The organism is Streptomyces sp. E11-3 (assembly GCF_046540415.1).
GTDB lineage: Bacteria > Actinomycetota > Actinomycetes > Streptomycetales > Streptomycetaceae > Streptomyces.
Genome location: NZ_JAZGRL010000001.1, coordinates 1,682,920 through 1,702,887, shown reverse-complemented (window position 1 = coordinate 1,702,887; position 19,968 = coordinate 1,682,920). Strand labels below are relative to the sequence as shown.

At 71.1% G+C, this 19,968-nt stretch carries 17 protein-coding genes and 1 pseudogene; 7 read left to right on the top strand and 11 right to left on the bottom strand.

The window, feature by feature from the left end; all coding sequences use genetic code 11:
• The first annotated feature begins 80 nt into the window (after positions 1 to 80).
• Both U9R90_RS07720 and U9R90_RS07715 read left to right on the top strand, forming a co-directional pair.
• Entirely contained in the window at positions 81 to 911 is an 831-nt protein-coding gene (locus tag U9R90_RS07720) for an enoyl-CoA hydratase family protein (protein WP_411055643.1), read from the top strand.
• 2 nt (positions 912 to 913) lie between these two features.
• Positions 914 to 3,181 carry a bifunctional salicylyl-CoA 5-hydroxylase/oxidoreductase gene (locus tag U9R90_RS07715; RefSeq protein ID WP_411057672.1) on the top strand — a complete coding sequence of 756 codons (2,268 nt, stop codon included), beginning with the start codon at positions 914 to 916 and terminating at the stop codon, positions 3,179 to 3,181.
• Here U9R90_RS07715 and U9R90_RS07710 read toward each other — a convergent pair.
• Both U9R90_RS07710 and U9R90_RS07705 read right to left on the bottom strand, forming a co-directional pair.
• Entirely contained in the window at positions 3,173 to 4,006 is an 834-nt protein-coding gene (locus tag U9R90_RS07710) for a PaaX family transcriptional regulator C-terminal domain-containing protein (RefSeq protein ID WP_411055642.1), read from the bottom strand. The genes U9R90_RS07715 and U9R90_RS07710 overlap by 9 nt on opposite strands.
• Positions 4,007 to 4,043: 37 nt before the next feature.
• Positions 4,044 to 5,657 carry an AMP-binding protein gene (locus U9R90_RS07705; protein WP_411055641.1) on the bottom strand — a complete coding sequence of 538 codons (1,614 nt, stop codon included), beginning with the start codon at positions 5,655 to 5,657 and terminating at the stop codon, positions 4,044 to 4,046.
• Positions 5,658 to 5,745: 88 nt separating this feature from the next.
• On the opposite strand from U9R90_RS07705, the gene U9R90_RS07700 reads away from it, so the two are divergent.
• Together U9R90_RS07700 and U9R90_RS07695 are read left to right on the top strand one after the other, a co-directional pair.
• Positions 5,746 to 6,858, top strand: a complete 1,113-nt coding sequence (locus U9R90_RS07700) for an acyl-CoA dehydrogenase family protein (RefSeq protein ID WP_411055640.1) — start codon at positions 5,746 to 5,748, stop codon at positions 6,856 to 6,858.
• 36 nt (positions 6,859 to 6,894) lie between these two features.
• Positions 6,895 to 7,293: a RidA family protein gene (locus tag U9R90_RS07695; protein ID WP_411055639.1), complete on the top strand. Its 399-nt coding sequence runs from the start codon at positions 6,895 to 6,897 to the stop codon at positions 7,291 to 7,293.
• A gap of 22 nt (positions 7,294 to 7,315) precedes the next feature.
• Here the strand turns inward: U9R90_RS07695 and U9R90_RS07690 are convergent, their stop codons facing one another.
• The 5 genes and pseudogenes from U9R90_RS07690 to U9R90_RS07670 all read right to left on the bottom strand — a co-directional run.
• Positions 7,316 to 8,299 carry a right-handed parallel beta-helix repeat-containing protein gene (locus U9R90_RS07690; protein ID WP_411055638.1) on the bottom strand — a complete coding sequence of 328 codons (984 nt, stop codon included), beginning with the start codon at positions 8,297 to 8,299 and terminating at the stop codon, positions 7,316 to 7,318.
• Between the two features lie 85 nt (positions 8,300 to 8,384).
• A complete protein-coding gene (locus U9R90_RS07685; RefSeq protein WP_411055637.1) occupies positions 8,385 to 9,377 on the bottom strand; it encodes a TolB family protein in 993 nt (330 codons plus the stop codon).
• The gene (locus U9R90_RS07680; RefSeq protein ID WP_411055636.1) at positions 9,374 to 10,639 is read right to left on the bottom strand and encodes an MFS transporter; all 1,266 of its coding nucleotides are present in this window, start codon (positions 10,637 to 10,639) and stop codon (positions 9,374 to 9,376) included. Before U9R90_RS07680 ends, U9R90_RS07685 begins: the two co-directional genes overlap by 4 nt.
• A 91-nt stretch (positions 10,640 to 10,730) precedes the next feature.
• Complete coding sequence (locus tag U9R90_RS07675; RefSeq protein ID WP_411057671.1) at positions 10,731 to 11,951, bottom strand: discoidin domain-containing protein; 1,221 nt, start codon at positions 11,949 to 11,951, stop codon at positions 10,731 to 10,733.
• A gap of 57 nt (positions 11,952 to 12,008) precedes the next feature.
• Positions 12,009 to 12,845 (bottom strand): annotated as a pseudogene (locus U9R90_RS07670) (chitosanase); the annotation flags it as partial.
• Positions 12,846 to 13,123: 278 nt separating this feature from the next.
• Between U9R90_RS07670 and U9R90_RS07665 the strand changes: the two are divergent.
• From U9R90_RS07665 to U9R90_RS07655, 3 genes are all read left to right on the top strand, one after another.
• A complete protein-coding gene (locus U9R90_RS07665; protein WP_411055635.1) occupies positions 13,124 to 14,338 on the top strand; it encodes a GDSL-type esterase/lipase family protein in 1,215 nt (404 codons plus the stop codon).
• Between the two features lie 104 nt (positions 14,339 to 14,442).
• On the top strand, positions 14,443 to 14,781 hold the full coding sequence (locus tag U9R90_RS07660) for a PadR family transcriptional regulator (protein ID WP_411055634.1): 339 nt from the start codon (positions 14,443 to 14,445) through the stop codon (positions 14,779 to 14,781).
• Positions 14,778 to 15,728 (top strand): HAAS signaling domain-containing protein, encoded by a 951-nt coding sequence (locus U9R90_RS07655; protein WP_411055633.1) that lies wholly within the window; start codon positions 14,778 to 14,780, stop codon positions 15,726 to 15,728. Before U9R90_RS07660 ends, U9R90_RS07655 begins: the two co-directional genes overlap by 4 nt.
• A gap of 26 nt (positions 15,729 to 15,754) precedes the next feature.
• Here U9R90_RS07655 and U9R90_RS07650 read toward each other — a convergent pair whose 3' ends face one another.
• The 4 genes from U9R90_RS07650 to U9R90_RS07635 form a co-directional block, all read right to left on the bottom strand.
• Positions 15,755 to 17,239, bottom strand: coding sequence for an AMP-binding protein (locus U9R90_RS07650; RefSeq protein ID WP_411055632.1), 1,485 nt, complete (start codon positions 17,237 to 17,239; stop codon positions 15,755 to 15,757).
• Positions 17,236 to 17,535, bottom strand: coding sequence for an acyl carrier protein (locus U9R90_RS07645; RefSeq protein ID WP_411055631.1), 300 nt, complete (start codon positions 17,533 to 17,535; stop codon positions 17,236 to 17,238). The genes U9R90_RS07650 and U9R90_RS07645 overlap by 4 nt, the downstream gene beginning before the upstream one ends.
• Before the next feature lie 66 nt (positions 17,536 to 17,601).
• Complete coding sequence (locus tag U9R90_RS07640; protein WP_411055630.1) at positions 17,602 to 18,630, bottom strand: 3-oxoacyl-ACP synthase III family protein; 1,029 nt, start codon at positions 18,628 to 18,630, stop codon at positions 17,602 to 17,604.
• Positions 18,631 to 18,656: 26 nt separating this feature from the next.
• Positions 18,657 to 19,961 (bottom strand): amidase, encoded by a 1,305-nt coding sequence (locus U9R90_RS07635; protein WP_411055629.1) that lies wholly within the window; start codon positions 19,959 to 19,961, stop codon positions 18,657 to 18,659.
• Between the last annotated feature and the right edge of the window lie 7 nt (positions 19,962 to 19,968).

Genomic DNA, 19,968 nt, shown 5'->3' with positions numbered 1-19,968 from the left:
TTGCTGTCAGGGGCCGCGGCTCCTGGACGTACAGGTTCGCCCCCGACCCCTTCCCGAAGGGCCGAAGGAGGCCGCACACCATGAGTCCCTTCACCGGCTCCACACCCCGCACCCCGAAGTGGCAGCACATCCGGCTCACCGTCGACGACGCCTCGGTCGCCACCGTGACCCTGGCCAGGCCCGACCGGCTCAACGCGCTGACCTTCGGCGCCTACGCCGATCTGCGCGACCTGCTCGCCGAACTGTCCCGCGAGAAGTCCGTGCGTGCCCTGGTGCTGGCCGGTGAGGGCCGCGGCTTCTGCTCGGGCGGCGACGTGGACGAGATCATCGGCGCGACCCTCGCCATGGACACCTCGCGTCTGCTGGACTTCAACCGGATGACCGGGCAGGTCGTCCGCGCCGTGCGGGAGTGCCCGTTCCCCGTCATCGCCGCTGTGCACGGGGTCGCCGCGGGCGCGGGCGCGGTCCTCGCCCTGGCCGCCGACTTCCGGATCGCCGACCCCTCGGCCCGCTTCAGCTTCCTGTTCACCAAGGTCGGGCTCTCCGGCGGCGACATGGGCGCCGCCTATCTGCTGCCCCGCGTCGTCGGGCTCGGGCACGCCACCCGGCTGCTGATGCTGGGCGAGCCGGTGCGCGCCCTGGAGGCCGAGCGGATCGGCCTGGTCAGTGAGCTGACCGACGAGGGCCGCGCCGACGAGCGGGCCGCCGAGCTGGCCAGCCGCCTCGCCGAAGGCCCGGCGCTCGCCCTTGCGCAGACCAAGGCGCTGCTCACCGCCGAACTGGACATGCCGCTGGCCGCCGCCGTCGAACTGGACGCCGCGACCCAGGCCCTGCTGATGCACGGCGAGGACTACGCGGAGTTCCACGCGGCGTTCACCGAGAAGCGTCCGCCCAAGTGGCAGGGCAGGTAGCCATGAGGGTGGCGGTCATCGGCGGCGGCCCCGGCGGGCTGTACGCGGCGGCGCTCCTCAAGCGCCTGGACCCCGAGCGGGAGATCACCGTCTGGGAGCGGAACGCCCCCGACGACACCTTCGGCTTCGGTGTGGTGCTCTCCGACGAGACGCTCGGCGGCATCGAACACGCCGATCCGGTCGTCTACGCCGCGCTCCAGGACGAGTTCGTACGCTGGGACGACATCGACATCGTGCACCGCGGCCACCGGCACACCTCGGGCGGCCACGGCTTCGCCGCACTCGGTCGCCGCCGCCTGCTGGCGATCCTGCACGAGCGCTGCCGACAGCTCGGCGTCGAGTTGCGCTTCCGTACCGAGGCCCCGCCGGCCGCCGAACTCACCACCACCCACGACCTGGTGATCGCCGCGGACGGCGTGCACAGTGCCACCCGCGAGGCGCACGCCGAGGCCTTCGGGCCGCGCGTCGAGGAACACCGCTGCCGCTATATCTGGCTGGCCGCCGACTTCGCCTTCGACGCCTTCCGCTTCGAGATCGCCGAGACCGAGCACGGCGTGATGCAGCTGCACGGCTATCCGTTCTCCGCCACCGAGTCCACCGTCATCGTCGAGATGCGCGAAGAGGTGTGGCAGGCCGCGGGGTTCGCGGAGCTGGACGAGCGCGAGTCCGTCGAGCGCTGCGCCAAGATCTTCGCCGACGCGCTCGACGGCCGCTCGCTCAGGTCCAACGCCTCCAGCTGGATCACCTTCCGCACGGTCGTCAACGACCGCTGGTCAGACGGTCGTACGGTGCTGATCGGCGACGCCGCGCACACCGCCCACTTCTCCATCGGCTCCGGTACGAAGCTCGCCGTCGAGGACGCCCTGGCCCTGGCCGCCTGCATCGAGGAGCAGCCCACGCTGGCCGACGCACTCACCGCGTACGAGGCCGAGCGTCGCCCCGTGGTCGCCTCGACGCAGCGCGCGGCCCGCGCCAGTCTGCAGTGGTTCGAGGAGATCGCGCGCTACACCGACCAGCCGCCCCGGCAGTTCGCCTTCAACCTGCTCACCCGCAGCCGCCGCGTCACCCACGACAACCTGCGGCTGCGCGACGCCGCGTTCACCGAGGCCGTGGAGCGCGAGTTCGGCTGCCCGGCCGGTACGCCCCCGATGTTCACCCCCTTCCAGCTGCGCGAACTGCGGCTACGCAACCGCGTCGTGGTGTCCCCCATGGACATGTACTCCGCCACCGACGGGGTGCCGGGCGACTTCCACCTCGTGCATCTGGGCGCCCGCGCCCTGGGCGGCGCGGGCCTGGTCATGACCGAGATGGTGTGCGTCAGCGCCGAGGGCCGCATCACGCCGGGCTGCGCCGGGCTCTACACCCCCGAGCAGGCCGACGTCTGGAGCCGTATCGCGGCGTTCGTCCACACCCAGGCGCCGGGCACCGCCATCGGCGTCCAGCTGGGCCACTCGGGGCGCAAGGGCTCCACCCGCCTGATGTGGGACGGCATCGACGAGCCGCTGCCACACGGCAACTGGCCGCTGGCCGCCGCGTCCCCGATCCCGTACCGGCCGACCAGCCAGACACCGCACGAGCTGACCCGCGACGGACTCACCGAGATCCGCGAGCAGTTCGCGGCCGCGGCCTGGCGCGCCGCCCGCTGCGACTTCGACCTCCTCGAACTGCACTGCGCCCACGGCTATCTCCTGTCCGGCTTCCTCTCCCCGCTGACCAACAGGCGCACCGACGGCTACGGAGGCTCCCTCGAAGCCCGGCTGCGCTTCCCGCTGGAGGTCTTCGACGCCGTACGGGCCATCTGGCCGGACCACAAGCCGATGACGGTCCGTATCTCCGCCACCGACTGGGCCGAGGGCGGTACGACGGCCGAGGACGCCGTGGAGATCGCGCGGGCCTTCGCCGTGCACGGCGCCGACGCGATCGATGTCTCGACGGGCCAGGTCGTCGCCGACGAGCAGCCTGCCTACGGCCGTTCGTACCAGACCCCGTTCGCCGACCGGATTCGCAACGAGACCGGCATACCGGTGATCGCGGTCGGCGCGATCTCCTCCTGGGACGACGTCAACTCGCTGATCCTGGCGGGCCGCACCGACCTGTGCGCCCTCGCCAGGCCGCACCTGTACGACCCGCACTGGACCCTGCACGCGGCGGCCGAACAGGGCTACACCGGAGTCGACTGGCCGCGGCCGTACCAGGCAGGGCGCAGGCCCCCGCAGACCGGCCGCACGGACGCCCCGAAGCCGCGCCTCACTCTGGACGGCTCACTGTGAGGTGAGTCGTACGAACTCCGCCCCCGCGTCCCGCAGCCGCTCGTGCAGCCGGGCGAAGACCTCTGCCGAGCGCTCCCCGGGCCACCCCTTGGGCAGCAGCTCGGCAGGCAGCCCCGGGTCGGCGTACGGCAGGTGCCGCCAGGAGTCCAGGGCCAGCAGATAGTCCCGGTAGGCGTCATCAGCCGGGGTGTCATCGCGCGCCTCCCAGGAGCGCAGCACCGGCTCCTGGCGGTCCAGGAACCGCTCGTGCAGCTCGGCGATGGCCGCCAGGTCCCACCAGCGCGCCACCGCGTCCGCGGTCGCCGTGAACCCCAGGTGCGCGCCGAGGAACAGGTCCACATACGGGTCGAGCCGCAGCCGCCGCAGGGTGTGCCGGGTCTCGTCGTACAGCCGGGCGGGCGCGATCCACACGCCGGGTGCCGCCGTGCCGAAGCCGAGCCCGGACAGCCGCGAGCGCAGGATGTGCCGCTTGCTGCGCTCGGACTCGGGCACCGAGAACACGGCGAGCACCCAGCCGTCGTCGAGCCGCGGCCGCGCGTCGGAGTAGATGCGCCGGTCGCCGTCGTCCAGCAGCTGGCGGGCGTCGTCCGACAGCGCGTACCCGGCCGCCCCGCGCTCCGTACGCTCCGGCACCAGCAGCCCGCGCCGCTTGAGCCGGGACACGGACGACCGTACCGACGGCGCGTCCACGCCGACCGCCGCGAGCAGCCGGATCAGCTGGGCCACCGGCACCGGGCCCACCGGCTCGCCGGACGCGGGCGAGCGGCGGCCGTACGCGCCGTAGTAGGTGACGATCAGGGATCGTGGAGTGTGCTGGTCTGCCACGAGATCACTTTAGATCGCCAGGCGCGGACACCCCCGCTCACCTGGACTCGCGTAGCCGGAACCGCTGCAGCTTGCCGGTGGGCGTACGCGGCAGGGCGTCCAGGAACACGATCTCGCGCGGGCACTTGTACGGCACCAGCTCGGCCTTGACGAAATCGCGCAGCACCGCGGCCATGGCGTCGGTCGGCTCCACCGAATCGCGCAGCACCACATGCGCCACCACGATCTGCCCGCGCAGCTCGTCGGCGCGTCCGACCACCGCGGCCTCCCGTACGTCGGGGTGGCGCAGCAGGGCCTCCTCGACCTCGGGTCCTGCGATGTTGTACCCGGCCGAGATGATCATGTCGTCCGCGCGGGCCACATAGCGGAAGTAGCCGTCGGGCTCGCGTACGTAGGTGTCGCCGGTGATGTTCCACCCGTCGCGTACGTACTCCAGCTGCCGCTCGTCGGCGAGGTAGCGGCAGCCGACCGGGCCGCGCACGGCGAGCAGCCCCGGCTCTCCGTCGGGCACCGGCGCGCCCTTGGTGTCCACGATCCGCGCCTGCCAGCCGGGCACCGGAACCCCGGTCGTGCCGGGACGGATCGCGTCGTCGGCGGCGGAGATGAAGATGTGCAGCAGCTCGGTGGCCCCGATGCCGTTGATGATCCGCTGACCGGTCCGTTGCCGCCAAGTCTCCCAGGTGGCGGCGGGCAGGTTCTCGCCCGCGGACACACAGCGCCGCAGACTGGAGACGTCGTACGCGTCGATCTCGTCGAGCATGGTGCGATAGGCGGTCGGCGCGGTGAAGACCACGGAGACCCGGTGCTCGGCGATCGCGGGCAGCAGCTGCTTGGGGCCCGCCTGTTCGAGCAGCAGCGCGGACGCCCCCGCCCGCATCGGGAAGACCACGAGCCCGCCGAGCCCGAAGGTGAAACCCAGCGGCGGACTGCCCGCGAAGACGTCGTCGGGCTCCGGCCGCAGCACATGCCGCGAGAAGGTGTCGGCGATGGCCAGCACATCGCGGTGGAAGTGCATACAGCCCTTGGGCCGACCGGTGGTCCCGCTGGTGAACGCGATCAGCGCGACATCGTCGGCCGCGGTGTCCACGGGCGTGAACGGCTCGGGCCGCCGCGCGGCCAGCTCCCGCAGGTCGTCAGGTCCTTGTCCGCCGAAGGTCGTGACACGCAGCCCTGGCACCGCGGCCTTCGTCAGGTCCCCGACATCGCGTACGTCGCACAGCGCGTGGCTGACCCGCGCGATCTCGCAGACCGTGGCCAGCTCGGCGGCGCGCTGCTGGGCCAGTACGGTGACCGCGACGGCCCCCGCCTTGAGCACGGCCAGCCAGCAGGCCGCCAGCAGCGCCGTGGTCGGCCCGCGCAGCAACACCCGGTTTCCCGGCACCACGCCCAGGTCCGCGGTGAGCACCTGGGCGATCCGGTCGACCTGGCCGCGCAGCCGGCCGTACGTCCACTGTTCGCCGGAGGGGGTGTGGAAGACGGGGCGGTCCGCGCCGAACCGTTCCACGGTGCGGTCCAGGAGCTCCGCGCCGCAGTTCAGCCGGTCCGGATACGCCAGCTCGGGCAGTTCGAAGACGAGCCGGGGCCACTGCTCCGCGGGCGGCAGCTGGTCCCGGGAAAACGTGTCGGCGTGGGCCGAGGTCGTCAGCTCCATGTTCGCCCCTTAGGTGTGGTGGGGTCGCCCATCGAGCGTATCGTGATGGTGACGGCAGTCAACAGTTCGCGATACGGAGGGGGCGTCGATGTCGGCATTCGCGCTGGAACCCAAGGAGCGGGCCTGGTGTGAGGAACTGCGTACCCTGGCCGCCGAGCGCCTGTATCCCCTGGCTGAGCAGGGAGAACCCGGACGGATTAACCGCCCGCTGGTCGAGGCGCTCGGCGAACTGGGCCTGCTGTCAAGGCTTTTCACTTCTCCGTCGCTCGACCTCTGCCTGATGCGGGAGTCCCTCGCCTATGCCTGTACGGAGGCCGAGACCGCCCTCGCCCTCCAGGGGCTCGGTGCGCACCCGGTGTACGCCCACGGCTCACCCGAGCAGCGCGAGCGCTGGCTGCCGGGGGTCACCGCGGGCCGCGCGGTGGCCGCCTTCGCGCTCAGCGAGCCGGGTGCGGGCTCGGACGCGGCGGCCCTGGCGCTGGCGGCGGAGCCGGATGGGGCCTCCGGCTGGCGGCTGACGGGCGACAAGTCCTGGATCTCCAACGCTCCCGAGGCCGACTTCTACACCGTCTTCGCCCGTACGACACCGGGCGCGGGCGCGCGCGGCGTCAGCGCCTTCCTGGTCCCGGCCGACCGCCCGGGACTGACCGGCACCGCGCTCGACATGCTCTCGCCGCACCCCATCGGCACCCTCGCCTTCGACGCGGTCCCGGTCACCCGCGCGGACCTGCTGGGTGAACCCGACCGGGGCTTCCGGGTCGCGATGGGCACCCTCAACCTCTTCCGCCCGAGTGTGGGCGCCTTCGCGGTCGGCATGGCCCAGGCTGCCCTGGACGCGACCCTCTCCCACACCTCTGAACGTCGGGCGTTCGGCGGCCCGTTGAAGGACCTCCAGTCCGTCGCCCACCAGGTCGCGGAGCTCGCCACCCGCACCGAGGCCGCCCGCCTGCTGGTGTACGCCGCGGCCGCCGCGTACGACCGGGGCGAGGAGGACGTACCCAAGCGCGCGGCGATGGCGAAACTCCTGGCCACCGAGACCGCCCAGCAGGTGGTGGACGCGGCCGTCCAACTGCACGGCGCCCGCGCCCTGCAACGTGGCCACCTGCTGGAACACCTCTACCGGGAGGTCAGGGCGCCGCGTATCTACGAGGGCGCCACCGAGGTCCAGCGCACCATCATCGCGAAGGAGTTGTACGCATGAAGGAGTTGTCCGCATGAGCGTGAAGGAGACGTCCGCATGAGCCTGGAGCGCGTGAACCCCACCGAACTCTCCCCGCCCACGGGCTTCTCGCACGCCGTCACGGCCACCGGTTCGCGCCTGGTCTTCCTCGCGGGCCAGACCGCACTCGACCCCGACGGCAAGGTCACCGGCGAGAGCCTCCCCGAGCAGTTCGAGACGGCACTCACCAACCTGCTCACCGCCCTGGCCGCGGCGGGCGGGACCCCGCAGGACCTCGCCCGCGTCACCGTCTACGCCACCGACGTCGCCGACTACCGCACCCACGCCCCCGAACTCGGCCGCATCTGGCGCCGGTTGGCGGGCCGCGACTATCCCGCGATGGCGGTGATCGGCGCGGTCCGCCTGTGGGACACCCAGGCGCTAGTGGAGCTGGACGGGGTGGCGGTACTGGACTGATCCCGCGCGGGGCGTCCGAGCGTCACCTCGTGACCGGCACCCCGGGGTTGGTCAGTCCCCTCCCGCCGGTGACCGTGTTGTCGTCGGTGATGGTGACGGGGCAACTGTCCTCGGCGTAGTTGGTGACGTTGATGGCGTACTGGTCGGGTCCCGAGGCGCCACGGAGGTCGGACCTGTTGCCACGGAAGGTCGCGTTGCAGCCCCAGCCGCGTTGGACCTCATGGGTCTGGAAGCCGTCGTTGGTGGTGTTCTGGCCGGTGTTGTCCGCCACGAGGACGTCGTTGCCCTTGATGTCGACCCACGAGTCGTCGTAATTGGCGCCGCTCAGGCCGCTACCGTCGAAGGTGTTCCCGATGATCCTGGCCCCGGTGGTGCCCTCCTTGATGTCGATGTTCTCGCCGCCGATGTCCGGGCCGAGCGTGTTGTTCTCGATGAGGATGTTGTCGCTGCGGTCGCCCGTTCCGCCCGCGCTGCCGACGTAGACGCCCTCGCCCATCCCGCGGCCGTTGTTGCCGGTGTCGTAGATCGTCGAGTTCGTGAGGGAGCCGTCCGAGCTGGAGTTGCGGAAGTGCACACCCTCCATGTCAAGGCCGTGCACGGTCACCGCCTCGATGTGGACGTGGTCCGCGTCGTCCAGCATGATCCCCTTCTGGCCTCCGGTGACCGTGAACCCGCTGAGGTTCCAGTACGAGGCGCCGTCCAGGTGGAGCCCGTAGCCACCGCTCGCCCTCAGCACGGCACCGGCAGAACCGGTGAGCGTGATGCGCTCCGAACCCCTGCCGGAGACGGTGGCGTCGAAGTTGCCCCGGTAGGTGCCGTCGGCGAGCCGGATGGTGTCGCCTGGCTTCGCGGCGGCCAACGCGTCCTTCAGGTCCGCCGCGTCACTGACGTGGATGACGGCTTCGGTCCGCGCGGGTACGGCCACGGACGCGGGCCCGGCGGCGAAGAGCGCGCCCGCGCCCAGCAGCGCGGCCGCGGAAACGGAGGTGATCCGGTGTCGGTACATGGGACTCCCTGGTCTACGGGTCGGTGATCGGTGATCGTGATCGGGCGGAACGCGGCGGCAGGGGTCGCCGGGTCGCCACGCCGCGTCAACGGGCGGCGTCGGTGACCATGCTGGGCGAGGAGGCCCCGGTCGCGAGCCGACGCGGCGCGCCGGTGCCGTCGGCCGGGACGGACCAGATGTCCGATGAGCCCTTGGCGGCGGTCGGGACGGCGTAGGCGACCGTCGAGTCGTCCAGCCACGCCGCCTGGTCGTCGACGCTGCGGGTCTCGGCCAGCGGAGTGTCGCGCATCGTCTTCAGGTCCAGGACGTGCAACCGCCAGGGATTCTCGGCCCCCGCACGGACACGCTTCTTGTAGGCGATGCGGGTGCCGTCGGGCGAGAGCGAGGGACACTCGACGTTCTCGCGCAGCGTGCGGGCCGACCAGGTCCTCATATCGCCTTCGACCAGGTACGTCTTGCCGCGGGTCGACACGGTCGCGTAGAAGCGGTTGTCGTCCCGACTGAAGGTGATGCCCCAGTAGTTGACGTCGGGGGCGCTGTAACGCTTCTTGCCGATCGAGAGCTGGATGGTCTCCATGTTCTTGATCAGATAGCCGGTCCTGGTGTCGAGGATGCCGCTGCGGGTGGAGAACGAGGAGCCGGCGTACGAGTCGCCGCTGACGAAGACGGTCCAGGAGACCATCCGTCCGGAGGGGGAGACCCGGGCCCGGTCGGGGGTTCCGCCGAAGGTGACGGTGCGTTTCGTCCGCAGTGCGCGGTCGAAGATCACGGCCTGTGTCCTGGGGGGTATGCCCGGTTTGGTGGTGAGGCAGACGGCGCTGCCGCCACTCGCGTAGAAGCGTCGGCACGTCAGGCCGGTCGCCTTGCGCCCCTTCGCCGTCTGGGCGGCGATCGTGCCCTCGGCGGTACGCAGATACAGGCCGGGGGTGCTGTCGAGGGTGAGGCCAGGGGACCTGGGGGCCGCGGACTCCTTCCGGTCGGCGGCGTGGACGGTGTACACGACGGCGATCGTGGCCAGCACGGCGGCGCTGACGGCCACGGCTGTGACGCGGGTGCGCGGGGACAGGGCAGAGGTCATCGGGACTCCGGGAGGGATGCGGGCAGCAGCAGGCAGGCGGTCAACAGGGCGGCGGCGAGGGCGGCGGAGGCGAGCACCAGGGCCGTGTGCATGCTCCAGACCGTCCACGCGGCACCGAACAGGACGGAGGCGAGCAGCCGGCCGATCGCCTGTCCGGACTGCAGCAGCGCCATCCCGCCCGCCCGCTGCTCCTTGGGAATCACCGGGCCGCCGAGCGCCATCAGGACGCCGTCGGTCGCCGCGTAGAACACGCCGTGCAGAAGCAGCACGGACAGGGTCAGCGGCCAGCCGGTGATGGAGGACAGCAGCAGCAAGTACGCGCCCAGCAGGGCCAGATGGCCGAGCAGATACGGGACGCGGCGGCCGATCCGGTCGGCGGCCCGGCCGACGGGTACGGCGAGCAGCAGATAGACGGCCGCGCTGCCGAGCGCCAGGAGCGGGAAGTAGGCAGCGTCCAGGGCGAGTCGCTTCTGCAGGACGAGGTAGAGGAAGCCGTCGCCGACGGACACCAGACCCAACAGGGAGGCCACTGCCAGGATGCGGCGGAAGGCGGGGGTGGCCAGCAGGCGCAGTGTGGACCTCAGGGTGGTGGCCGACCTGCCCGCTGCCGAGGGTGCCGACTCACGGCCCGGGACGAACGCGTACAGGAGCAGCACGCCGAGCAGGCCGAAGCAGAAGCTGACCACGAAGACCGCGTCGTACGCGTCCGCCGTCACCCAGAGCAGGGCGAACGCGATGAGGGGGCCGAGCAGGGCGCCCGTCGTGTCCATCGCGCGGTGCACACCGAAGGCGCGGCCGAGATCGCGTTCGTCGCAGCTGATCGAGATCAACGCATCGCGCGGAGCCGTACGTACGCCCTTGCCGACGCGGTCAGCGGCGAGCGCCGTGGACAGCGCGGGGGTGGAGCCGCCGGCGAGCAGGAGCCCCAGCCTGGAGGCCGCGGACAGGGCGTAGCCCGATCCAGCGACGAGCTTGTGGCGCCGCCAGCGGTCCGCGATATGTCCGCCCGCGAGTCGCACGAAGGCGGTGACGCCGTTGTAGAGCCCGTCGAGGAAGCCGAACTGGAGCGGGCTGAGCCCCAGTCCGAGGACGAGGTAGAGGGGGAGGACGGCGGTGACCATCTCGGAGGAGATGTCGGTGACCAGGCTGACCGCGCCGAGTGCGACGACCGTGGAGGCCACGCGCGTGTGTCCGGTGGTGCGTCCGGGCGACCGGGGCGCGGGCTTACGCGGTGGGCTGCCCCTGCCGGTGGCGAGGTACATGGAGGCTCCTGGTGCGCGTCCACCGGTGTGCCCGCCGCGGCCGCGGCAGGACGCGGACACACCGGTGGACGCTGGTCAGTGGGTCAGTGGGTCAGTGGCAGGAGTAGGTGGGGCTGGTGTCGAGGACGGTTCCGTCCGTCTCGACGAACTGCGACCGGAAGCCGGTGTCGGTGAAGTTGAGCTTCACGACACCGAACTTGTCCCAGATCCGCTTCAGGCTGTTGTCCTGGACGGTGTCGCCGGGACCGTAGAGGTCCTTGCCGCCCGCGCCGCCGAGTACCTGGACGATGCCGTCCGGGTCGGCCGTACCGTCACGGGTCTGTGGGGCGAACCGCTCGTAGTGGTGGTCGTGCCCGTTCAGCACCAGCTCCGCGTCGGCACCTTCGAGGAGGTCCCACACGGGCCTGCTGACCGGGACGTTGCCGTGGCTGCCCGAGCTGAACAGCGGCTCGTGCCAGTAAGCGGCCACGCACTTCTTGCGGTTGGCGGCGAGGTCGGCCCTGAGCCAGTCCAACTGCTCCTTCTCGTCGAAGCGGTTGGAGTTCAGCGCGACGAAGTGCCAGTTGCCGTGGTCGTACGAGTACCACATCTTGCCCTGGGGCGTCGCACGGTCCCCGAAGTACTCCCGGTAGGCCTTCTCGTCCCGGTTCTCCCAGTCGTCGTAGGACTCGTGGTTGCCGGGAACCGGGTGGGTTCTGTCCTTGAAGCGCCCCCAGGACTTGTCGTAGTAGGTGCGGAAGTCCTCGATGTGGGCGTCGTCGTACTGGTTGTCGCCCATCGTGATGTAGAACGCCGGATCGATCGCCTCGGCCCGGGCGGCGGTCTTGAAGTGCTGGCAGCCGGATTCCCCGCGGTCGCACTGGTCGGCGATGTCTCCGGCCCCCACGACGGTGAACGCGCCTACCGGATCCGGCGGGTCGGAGCCGCCCGTGCCGTAGACCTCGACCTCGAACAGCGAGTAGCCGTAGTCGGTGCCGCGCGCGGTGCCGTACACCCGCAGATAGCGGCCGCTGCCGCTGAGGCCGGCCCACTCGTCGGTACCGCCGTCACCGGACGTCTCGTTCGCCAGGCGGGTCCAGTGGGAGCCGTCGGCCGACAACTCGATCCGGTAGTCGGTCGCGTAGGCGGCCTCCCAGGTGAGTTTCACCTTAGAGACGGTGGAACCGGCGCCGAGGTCGATGCGGATCCACTGCGGGTCGGAGCCCTCCGCGCTGGCCCAGCGGGTCGATGGGTCGGCGTCGACGGCCTTGTCGGGTGTCAGGTCTCCGTTCTCGTCGGATGACGAGGACGCGGGCCTGCCCCGCGAGATCAACTCCTCGTCGCCGCCGCCTGGTTCGGTCGGTTCTGGGCCGGGGCTCGGGTCGTCCTCGATGTGGAACCTGTCGCCGTAGACGTGCCAGGTCAGCGGGGTGTCCAGGGCGAGGTTGCCGTTGTTCAGGAAGACCCGCTGGGCGGTGTCGACGCGGCTGGTGTCCTCGTGCGCGGCCTCCTTCTTCATCTCCTCCACCCGCGCGTCGAGGAACGCGTGCAGGTACGCGGTCTCGTCCCCGCCGTCGGCCGGGGTGTCGGCGCTGCCGCGGGCGTCGGCGCGGATCGCGGCGAAGCCCGAATCGCCGTGCATGACCAGGGTGTCGTAGTAGGCGAACTGGCCGAGCTCCCGCAGCCCGTCGCTCTTGGCCCGGGAGACGGCCGGGTCGAAGTAGACGCGGTCGCGCTCGTGTTGCTGTGCCGCCTGGAAGGCGGGGGTCTGCGCGGCCTGCTCCCACGCGTCGGTGAAGCCGGGGTCGAGACCGTCGTGCGAGTCGCTGCCGTCGACCTCGCGCAGGGCGGGCAAGTAGGGGGCGAGCGGGTTGTCCGGTACCTGGTCGGTGTAGTACTCGACGAGTTCGAGCATGTCGTGGGTGCCGGAGCAGAAGCCCACGATCCCGGCCGTGTAGCCGCGGCCGTCGCCGATGTCCTCGATGTAGTCGTACTCACCGCGCCAGTCCAGCGTCGAGTTCTCGGCGCTGGAGACGAGTTGCAGGGCGATCTCCTTCTTCACCGGATCATCGAGACCGGTCGGCTCGGCGGCCTGACTGACCGTCAGCGCCACTACGGCGGGGACGGCGGCGAGCAGCGTCGCCAGGGCGATCCGGAACGGCTTGCGCCGGTGGCGGCGCCGGGGCCGGGACGGTGGGGGGTGCCATCTCAGAGAGGGAAGGGGCATGGTCGTCTCCCGACTGTTAGGAACCTTTCCTTTCTATTGGCGTCTGTGGCGGCACGCAAGAGTCGGGACAGAAGAAACGCGAAGCCCCTGCTGAGCGGCGACTCGGCGGCGTGACGGAAACGAGACCTGACGCTACCTAGCGGTAACAAGCCAGTGCGTGCGAGATTCCGCCATGCCACCGGCCGGCGGCCCGCCCCACGTCCCCACGCCACACCGTCATGGGTCTCTCCGCATGTCCGATTCCGGACCCATGGCGTGGCCGAACAATGGAGTTCGCCGTGTCCGGATTTCGCACCACCCGTATGTCAGGATCCCGCCAGAGACGGGTCCGGCCCAGACGGGCCGCCTGGCGCCGTGCCGCCCTCGGGCTCTCCGTCGCGCTCGCCGCCCTCGGTACGACCGTCACCGGCGCCGGGGCAGGCACCGCCGCCGCGAGCCCCGGGTCCGGGCCCACGGCGATCGTGTCCATGGGCGACAGCTACATCTCCGGTGAGGCCGGCCGCTGGCGGGGCAACAGCCTCACCAACAGCGGCAGCCGGAACGGAACCGACCGGGCGTGGACCGGCAGCACCTACGACGCGAGCCAGGTGTACGGGCCCACCGCGGCCAACGGATGCCACCGCTCCGACTCCGCGGAGGTGCACAGCGCCACCGGGACGACCCAGGCCCTCATCAACATCGCCTGCTCCGGCGCGACCACCCGGAACGTCTTCAGGGCCGCGAGCGGCGGCCAGGCGTACAAGGGCGAGGCTCCGCAGGCGGACCAGCTCGCGAGCATCGCCGCCGCGAACGACGTCAAGGTCATCGCTCTCTCGATCGGCGGCAACGACCTCGGTTTCGCGTCCATCATCGAGAAGTGCGCGAAGGACTACATCATCTGGTGGTCCTACTGCCACGACGACCAGCAGCCGGTGGTCGACGCGAAGATGGACACGGCGATGGCGGATGTCGGCAAGGCCATCGACGAGATCCGCGCGGTGATGTCCGGCGCCGGCTACTCCGCCTCCGCCTACCGCATCGTCCTCCAGTCGTACCCGTCGCCCATCCCGCGCGGCAGCGAGAACCGCTACTCGGAGAGCGGCTGGTCGCGGGTCAGCACCGGCGGCTGCCCGTTCTGGAACAAGGACTCCGACTGGGCCCGGGACTCGCTGGTCCCGCAGATCGCCGACCGCCTGCAGGCGGTGGCCACGGCCAAGGGCGCCCAGTTCCTGGACCTGCGCGACATGCTCCAGGGGCGTGAGGTGTGCGCCACGACAAGCCGCCTGGTGACCGCCGACCAGCCCCCGTCGGCGACGACCAGCGAGTGGGCCCGCTGGATCGACAGCAACGAGACGCAGGGGCCGGTGCAGGCGTCCATGCACCCCAACTACTACGGCCAGCTCGGCCAGGGCCGCTGCCTGTCCCTGATCTACGCCAAGCCGACCGGCGACTACGGCTGCCGCAACACGGCGGGGTCCGGGCCCTCGGGGATGTATCTGACCGCCGTGTCCTGAGCGGTCCAGCGTCCTGAGCGGTCCGGCGTCCTGGGCAGTCCGGCGTCCTGGGCGGTTCGGCGTGTGATGGACATTGGTGTGTGCCACACAGTATTGTGTCTCTCGTGACCGTAGAAGAGCTCACCCTTGGCCAGGCCCAGGAGCTGCGTCGCGGGACGGTCGTACTGGCCTGCCTGGCACTGCTCCGCAGGCCGCAGTACGGCTACGCGCTGCTCGAGACGCTCAACGACGCGGGCGTCACCGTCGACGGCAACACCCTCTACCCCCTGCTGCGCCGACTGGAGAAGCAGGGCTTGCTCACCAGTGAATGGAACACGGACGAATCCCGGCCGCGGAAGTTCTACCGGGTCAGCCCCGACGGCTCCCGGGTGCGCGCCGGCCTGGAGCGCGAGTGGCAGGACCTGGTCGCCTCGATCTCACGACTTACCAAGGAGAAGGAATGAGCACGAGCACCCTGACCGAGCGCTACGTGTACGAGGTCGTCCGGCGGCTCCCGGCCGACCAGCGCGATGACATCGGCGACGAGTTGCGCACCACGATCGCCGACACCGTCGAGGCCAGCGGCTCGGCCGACCCGCGCTCGGCGGAGCGCGAGGTGCTCAGTGAGATGGGCGACCCGGTGCGGTGCGCCGCTCGTTACGCGGACCGGCCGCTCGCGCTGATCGGGCCTGACCTCTACCCGACGTATATCCGCCTGCTGGTGATGCTGCTCAGCTCCGTGCTGCCCGTGATCACCGTGGGGCTTGTGCTGCTCGAGGCCGTTGACTCGGGCGACCTCGGCGCGGCCATCGGCACCGGCGTCGAGACGGTGTTCACGCTCGGCGCCCAGATGTTCGCCGGGCTCACGCTGGTGTTCGCTGTGGCCGAGCGGGTACGCGGCCGGGACGGCATGACCCTGCGGACCCGCCCCTGGACCCCCGACGACCTGCCCGAGATCCGGCGGCCGGACAAGGGCGGCGCGGTGCTGGCCGGTGCCGGGGCGGTGTGGGACGCGCTGCTGTTCGGCCTGATCGTCTGGCAGCACACCGCGAAGCCCTATCGCCTCGACGGCGACGGGGAGCGGATCGAGCTGCTCGACCCGGCCCTGTGGTCGGGCTGGATCTGGCCGGTCCTGTTCGGCCTCGCCGCTCTCGTGGTGGTCCAGCTGGCCCGGGTGGCCCTGCGCGGCTGGACCGTACCGCTGGCGGCCGCGTACACCCTCGCCCAGGCGGTGTTCGCGCTGCCGCTGGCCTGGGTCCTGTACCGGCAGGACTTCCTCAACCCGGAGTTCCTGGCCGACACCAACAAGGACTGGTCGACGCCGGGAGAGGTGGCCACCGCCGCGGCGCTGATCGTCGTCGCCTCCGCGGTGAGCGGAGCGGTCAGGGCGTTCCGCGCGGCGCGCGGCTGAAAGACAGGCCCTTCGTCGTCGGGGTGTTACAGCAGGGAATCCCTGATCCGGTTACGGTCGACCTTGCCCGTGGAGGTCCTGGGCAGCGGCTCGTCCACCGTCTCGAACACGCTGGGGATCGCCGCGCGTACGGTGCGCTCCGCGCAGTACTGGCGCAGCGCCAGCGGATGTACGGAGCCGGGCTCGGCCAGCCGCAGCCGCGCGTGCAGGCGGTGCCCGGCAATCGGGTCGGGGAGCGCGATGACCGCGGCCTCGACGACATCCGGGTGTTCCAGCAGGATGCTCTCGACGCTCTGCGTGCTGATCTGGAAGCCCCGCACCTTCACCATGAAATCGGTGCGCCCGAGCACGCTCAGCGAACCGTCCTCGTGCCGGGTGGCCACGTCGCCGGTGCGGTAGTAGACGAGGCCGGGGACACCGTCCGGATGCGGGCCGAACTTCTCCCCGCTCGGCACGTTCACGTAACCCGCCGTCTGGAACGGGGTGTTGACGAGCAGCTCGCCCTGCCCCGATCCGGTCAGCGCCCGCCCGTCGTCGCCGGTGATCAGCCAGCTCACGCCGGGCAGCGGGCGGCCGATCGGCAGCGGGGCGCGGACCGGCTGGTCGCGGCGTACCTCGTACAGGAAGCTGTTGTTCGTCTCCGTACAGCCGTAGTTGTTGTACCAGCGGGCCTTGGGAACGACCGGCGACAGCGCGTCCATCACCCGCGCGGGCATGCTCTCGCCCGCGAAGATGATGTGCTCGACGGTGTGGAGCGGTCCGCTCTCGGCCGCCGCCTCGGCGAGAAGCTGGAACAGCAGCGGCACGCCCTGGATCACGGACACCGAGTGGCCGACGACCAGGTCACGCAGATACGTGGCGGATGTGCCCCGGTCCGGGTCGGCCAGGACGACGGTGCCGCCGTACGCCAGCGTGCTCCAGACGTCCAGCAGACACAGATCGAAGTTGAGGGGCGCGTAGTTGAGGACGGTGGTGCCCGTCGTGATCTGGAAGGTCTCCGACGCCCACGCGGCGAACCGGGTGACCGCCCCGGACGTCAGCGGAACGATCTTCGGCAGTCCGGTCGAGCCCGATGTGGTGAGCATGAAGCCGGTCGCGTCGTCGGCGACGGCGGCCGGTGCCAGGTGCTCGTCGGCACTCGCGGAAACCGCGGCCGGGTCCACCACCCGGTCGACGAGCGGGCCCTGGTCAAAGCCGAGTACGGCGGCACATCCGGCCTGCTGGTACAGCTCCTTCAGCGGGGTGTCGGGCAGTTCACCGGAGGGCAGCAGGAAGCTGCGCCCGGCCAGCAGGCAGCCCAGGGCCAGGGCCACCGTCTCCGGCGACTTCCGTACGTACAGCCCGACCGGGCGGCTGGCGTCCGGGGCGGCCGACTCCACCTGCGTACGTATCCGGGCGGCCATGGCGGACAACTCGCCGTAGCTGACCGCGCGGTCATCCCAGATGAGTGCGGGCACCGACGGCTGGGCGGCCGCGCGCTCGGCGAACACCGCCGCGAACGAGCGGGTCATGGCTGAGCCCCAACGGCTGCCGCGCGCTCGGCCGTGGCCAAAATCGTGCGCACCGAGCGGAAGTTCCTGCTGGCCAGTTCGCGGTCGGGCAGGACGATGCCGTACTGCTTGGACAGCCAGCCGACGATGTGCAGCACACCGAGGCTGTCGATCACCGCGGTGGCCAGCAGGTCGTACTCCGGGTCGAGGTCGCCGGTGTCGACGCCGGGCAGGAACCGCTCGACGACGAAGCGGGCGATCTCCTCTTCACACAGGGGCGGTGTCGCCGCTGGTGCGGTGTGGGGGCCGTCGGGCATGGTGCTTCCTTCCGCGGGTCCGTGACGTCGCCGCACTCCGATACGCCGTCACACGTCGATACTTCGTCACACTTCGATGAGCGTGCAGAACCAGTGCATACCCGGGGCCGCGACACCCGCGAGTGCCACGAGATCCCCGAGCGCCAGGTCGCCGTCCTCGATGTGCCGCCACAGGCAGATCAGTTGGTCGGCGGCGCCTATGTGGCCGAGTTCGCGGGCCAGTTCGGCATTGGTGCGCTCGATGGGGATGCCGACCGCGTCAGCGGCCTCCCGGATCGCCTGCTGGTTGTCGTTGAGGTAGATGAGACGGGCGAGTTCCGAACGGTCTCGCCCGGCACGGGCCAGCGCCTGGTCCACCACGTCCGCGAGCCGCCCGTTGATCTCCTTCACGAAGCCCTGGAAACGCTCGGGGTCCCGGTCGAAGTGCCGGTAGACCCCGACCATCGGGTCCATGTGCAGATCGCTCTGGCCCGCGGGCGGCACGGGAGCGGCACAACCGCCGAACTCCAGGCGGAACAGATCCGCGAACTCGGGGTTCGTGAAGCGTGCCGACGACAGTCGGCGAAAGCGTGGGTGGCCGCGCCGCAGGACGGCCGCGACGGCGCCGTCACTGGCGACGGCGCCGTTGAAGTCCATCCGGTTGGTGTGTGCCTCGCTGAGCACGTTGACCAGGGTCACCAGCACGGTGTCCACGTCCGGCGAGAGGGCCATGGCACCCGCCGCGTGGTCCAGTGCCATCGCCCAGGCGGCACACGCCTGGGTGAACAGGACGGTGGGTGTGCCGTGTGCGCCCAGCTCTCTGGCCACGGCCGCCGAGGAGTCCCAGCCCAGATACTCCGGAACGTCGGAGTTGCCGACCACGATCAGATCCACGTCGGCGACGGCGAGGTCCGCGTTCTCCAGGGCCTCGCGGGCCGCCTGCGCCGCGAGGCCGGTCGCGGTGACGCCGTCGGCCGCATGGTGATAGGTCTCGTATCCCAGGCCCATGACGACCTCGGGGTCGGGCACATACGTGCCTACCGTCTCGGCGACGCGGCGCCGTTCACCGAAGGCCATGCCCGTCGCGAGGATGCCCATCTCCACTGAGGTGCCCACTTGTCGTCCCTTCACGGCGTGTGGTCCTACGCCGACAGCACTTTCTCCAGGCCCAGCGCCCAGTTGAGCAGTCGCTCGTCGCCGCCGTGCCGGGCCACGCACTGGAGCCCGAGCGGCAGCGCCCCCTGCGGGCGGGCGGTGGGAACGGTCAGGCAGGGCAGTCCCGCGCCGCTCCACGGCAGGGACATCACCGAGTCACCGGCGCTGTCCAGGCCGAGGGGGGCCGGACCGGTGGCCGCCGGGGTGATCCACAGGTCGACGCCGTGCTCGTCGGTGGACGCCGCGAGACGCTCGCAGAACGCGTCACGCTGCTTCAGCGAGCTGGCGTAGTCGGACTCCTGGGCGCCCTGGCCCTGGCGGATCGCCTCCGCGGTGCGCTCGTCGTAGAGCTCCTCGAAGCGGCCGAACCAGTCGGCGTGGGCCCGGGACAGCTCGTAGAGGTTGACCACGAACAGCTCGAAGGCGTCCTGCTCCAGGTTCTCGAACATGGGGACGCGCACGATGTCGTACCCCGCCGTGCGCAGCGCCGCCACCTGCTCGTCGTACGCGGCCTTGGCCTCGGGCTCCGCGAAGCTCAGATAAGGGCCGTCGGGGATGCCGAGCACCGGCCGGCCGGAGACGGCCCGGGACGGCTGCCAGTCGTCGCACAGGGCCGCGGCGGCCAGCGCGGCGTCGGCGACCGTGGCGGTGAGGGTGCCGAGGGTGTCGTAGGTCGGCGATGTGGGGATCACGCCGTCCAGCGGGATACGTCCGTGGCTCGGCTTGAAGCCGACCACTCCGCAGTACGCGGCGGGGCGGATGAGCGATCCGATGGTCTGGGTGCCGATGGCGAGCGGGACCATGCCCGCGGCGACGGCCGCGGCCGACCCGCTGCTCGTGCCGCCCGGGGTGTGCTCGGGGCGGTGCGGGTTGCGGGTCGGGCCGGGCGCGGTGACGGCGAACTCGCTGGTCGCGGTCTTTCCGGCGATCAGCGCCCCGGCCTTCAGCAGCCGGTCCACGACCGTGGCCTGCGGGCCATCGAGTACCTCAGGCGGCAGCTTCGAACCGGCCCTGGTGGGGAGCCCGTCGACCCGCACGATGTCCTTGACGCCGACCGGTACGCCGTACAGCGCGGGGCGGTCATCCGGCTCGGTACCGCGGGCGGAGAGCTCCTTGGCCGCGGTGGACAGCCGGTCCGCGCGGTCGGGCTCGGCCACGAAGGCCCGGACCGTGTCGTCCACCTGGGCGATGCGCTCGTTGGTCTGATCCGCATACGCCTGCGGGTCGGTCGCACCGGAGCGGAGGCCTTCGGACACGCGTACCAAAGACGTGGGCAGAACGAGATCTTCCATGGTTTCC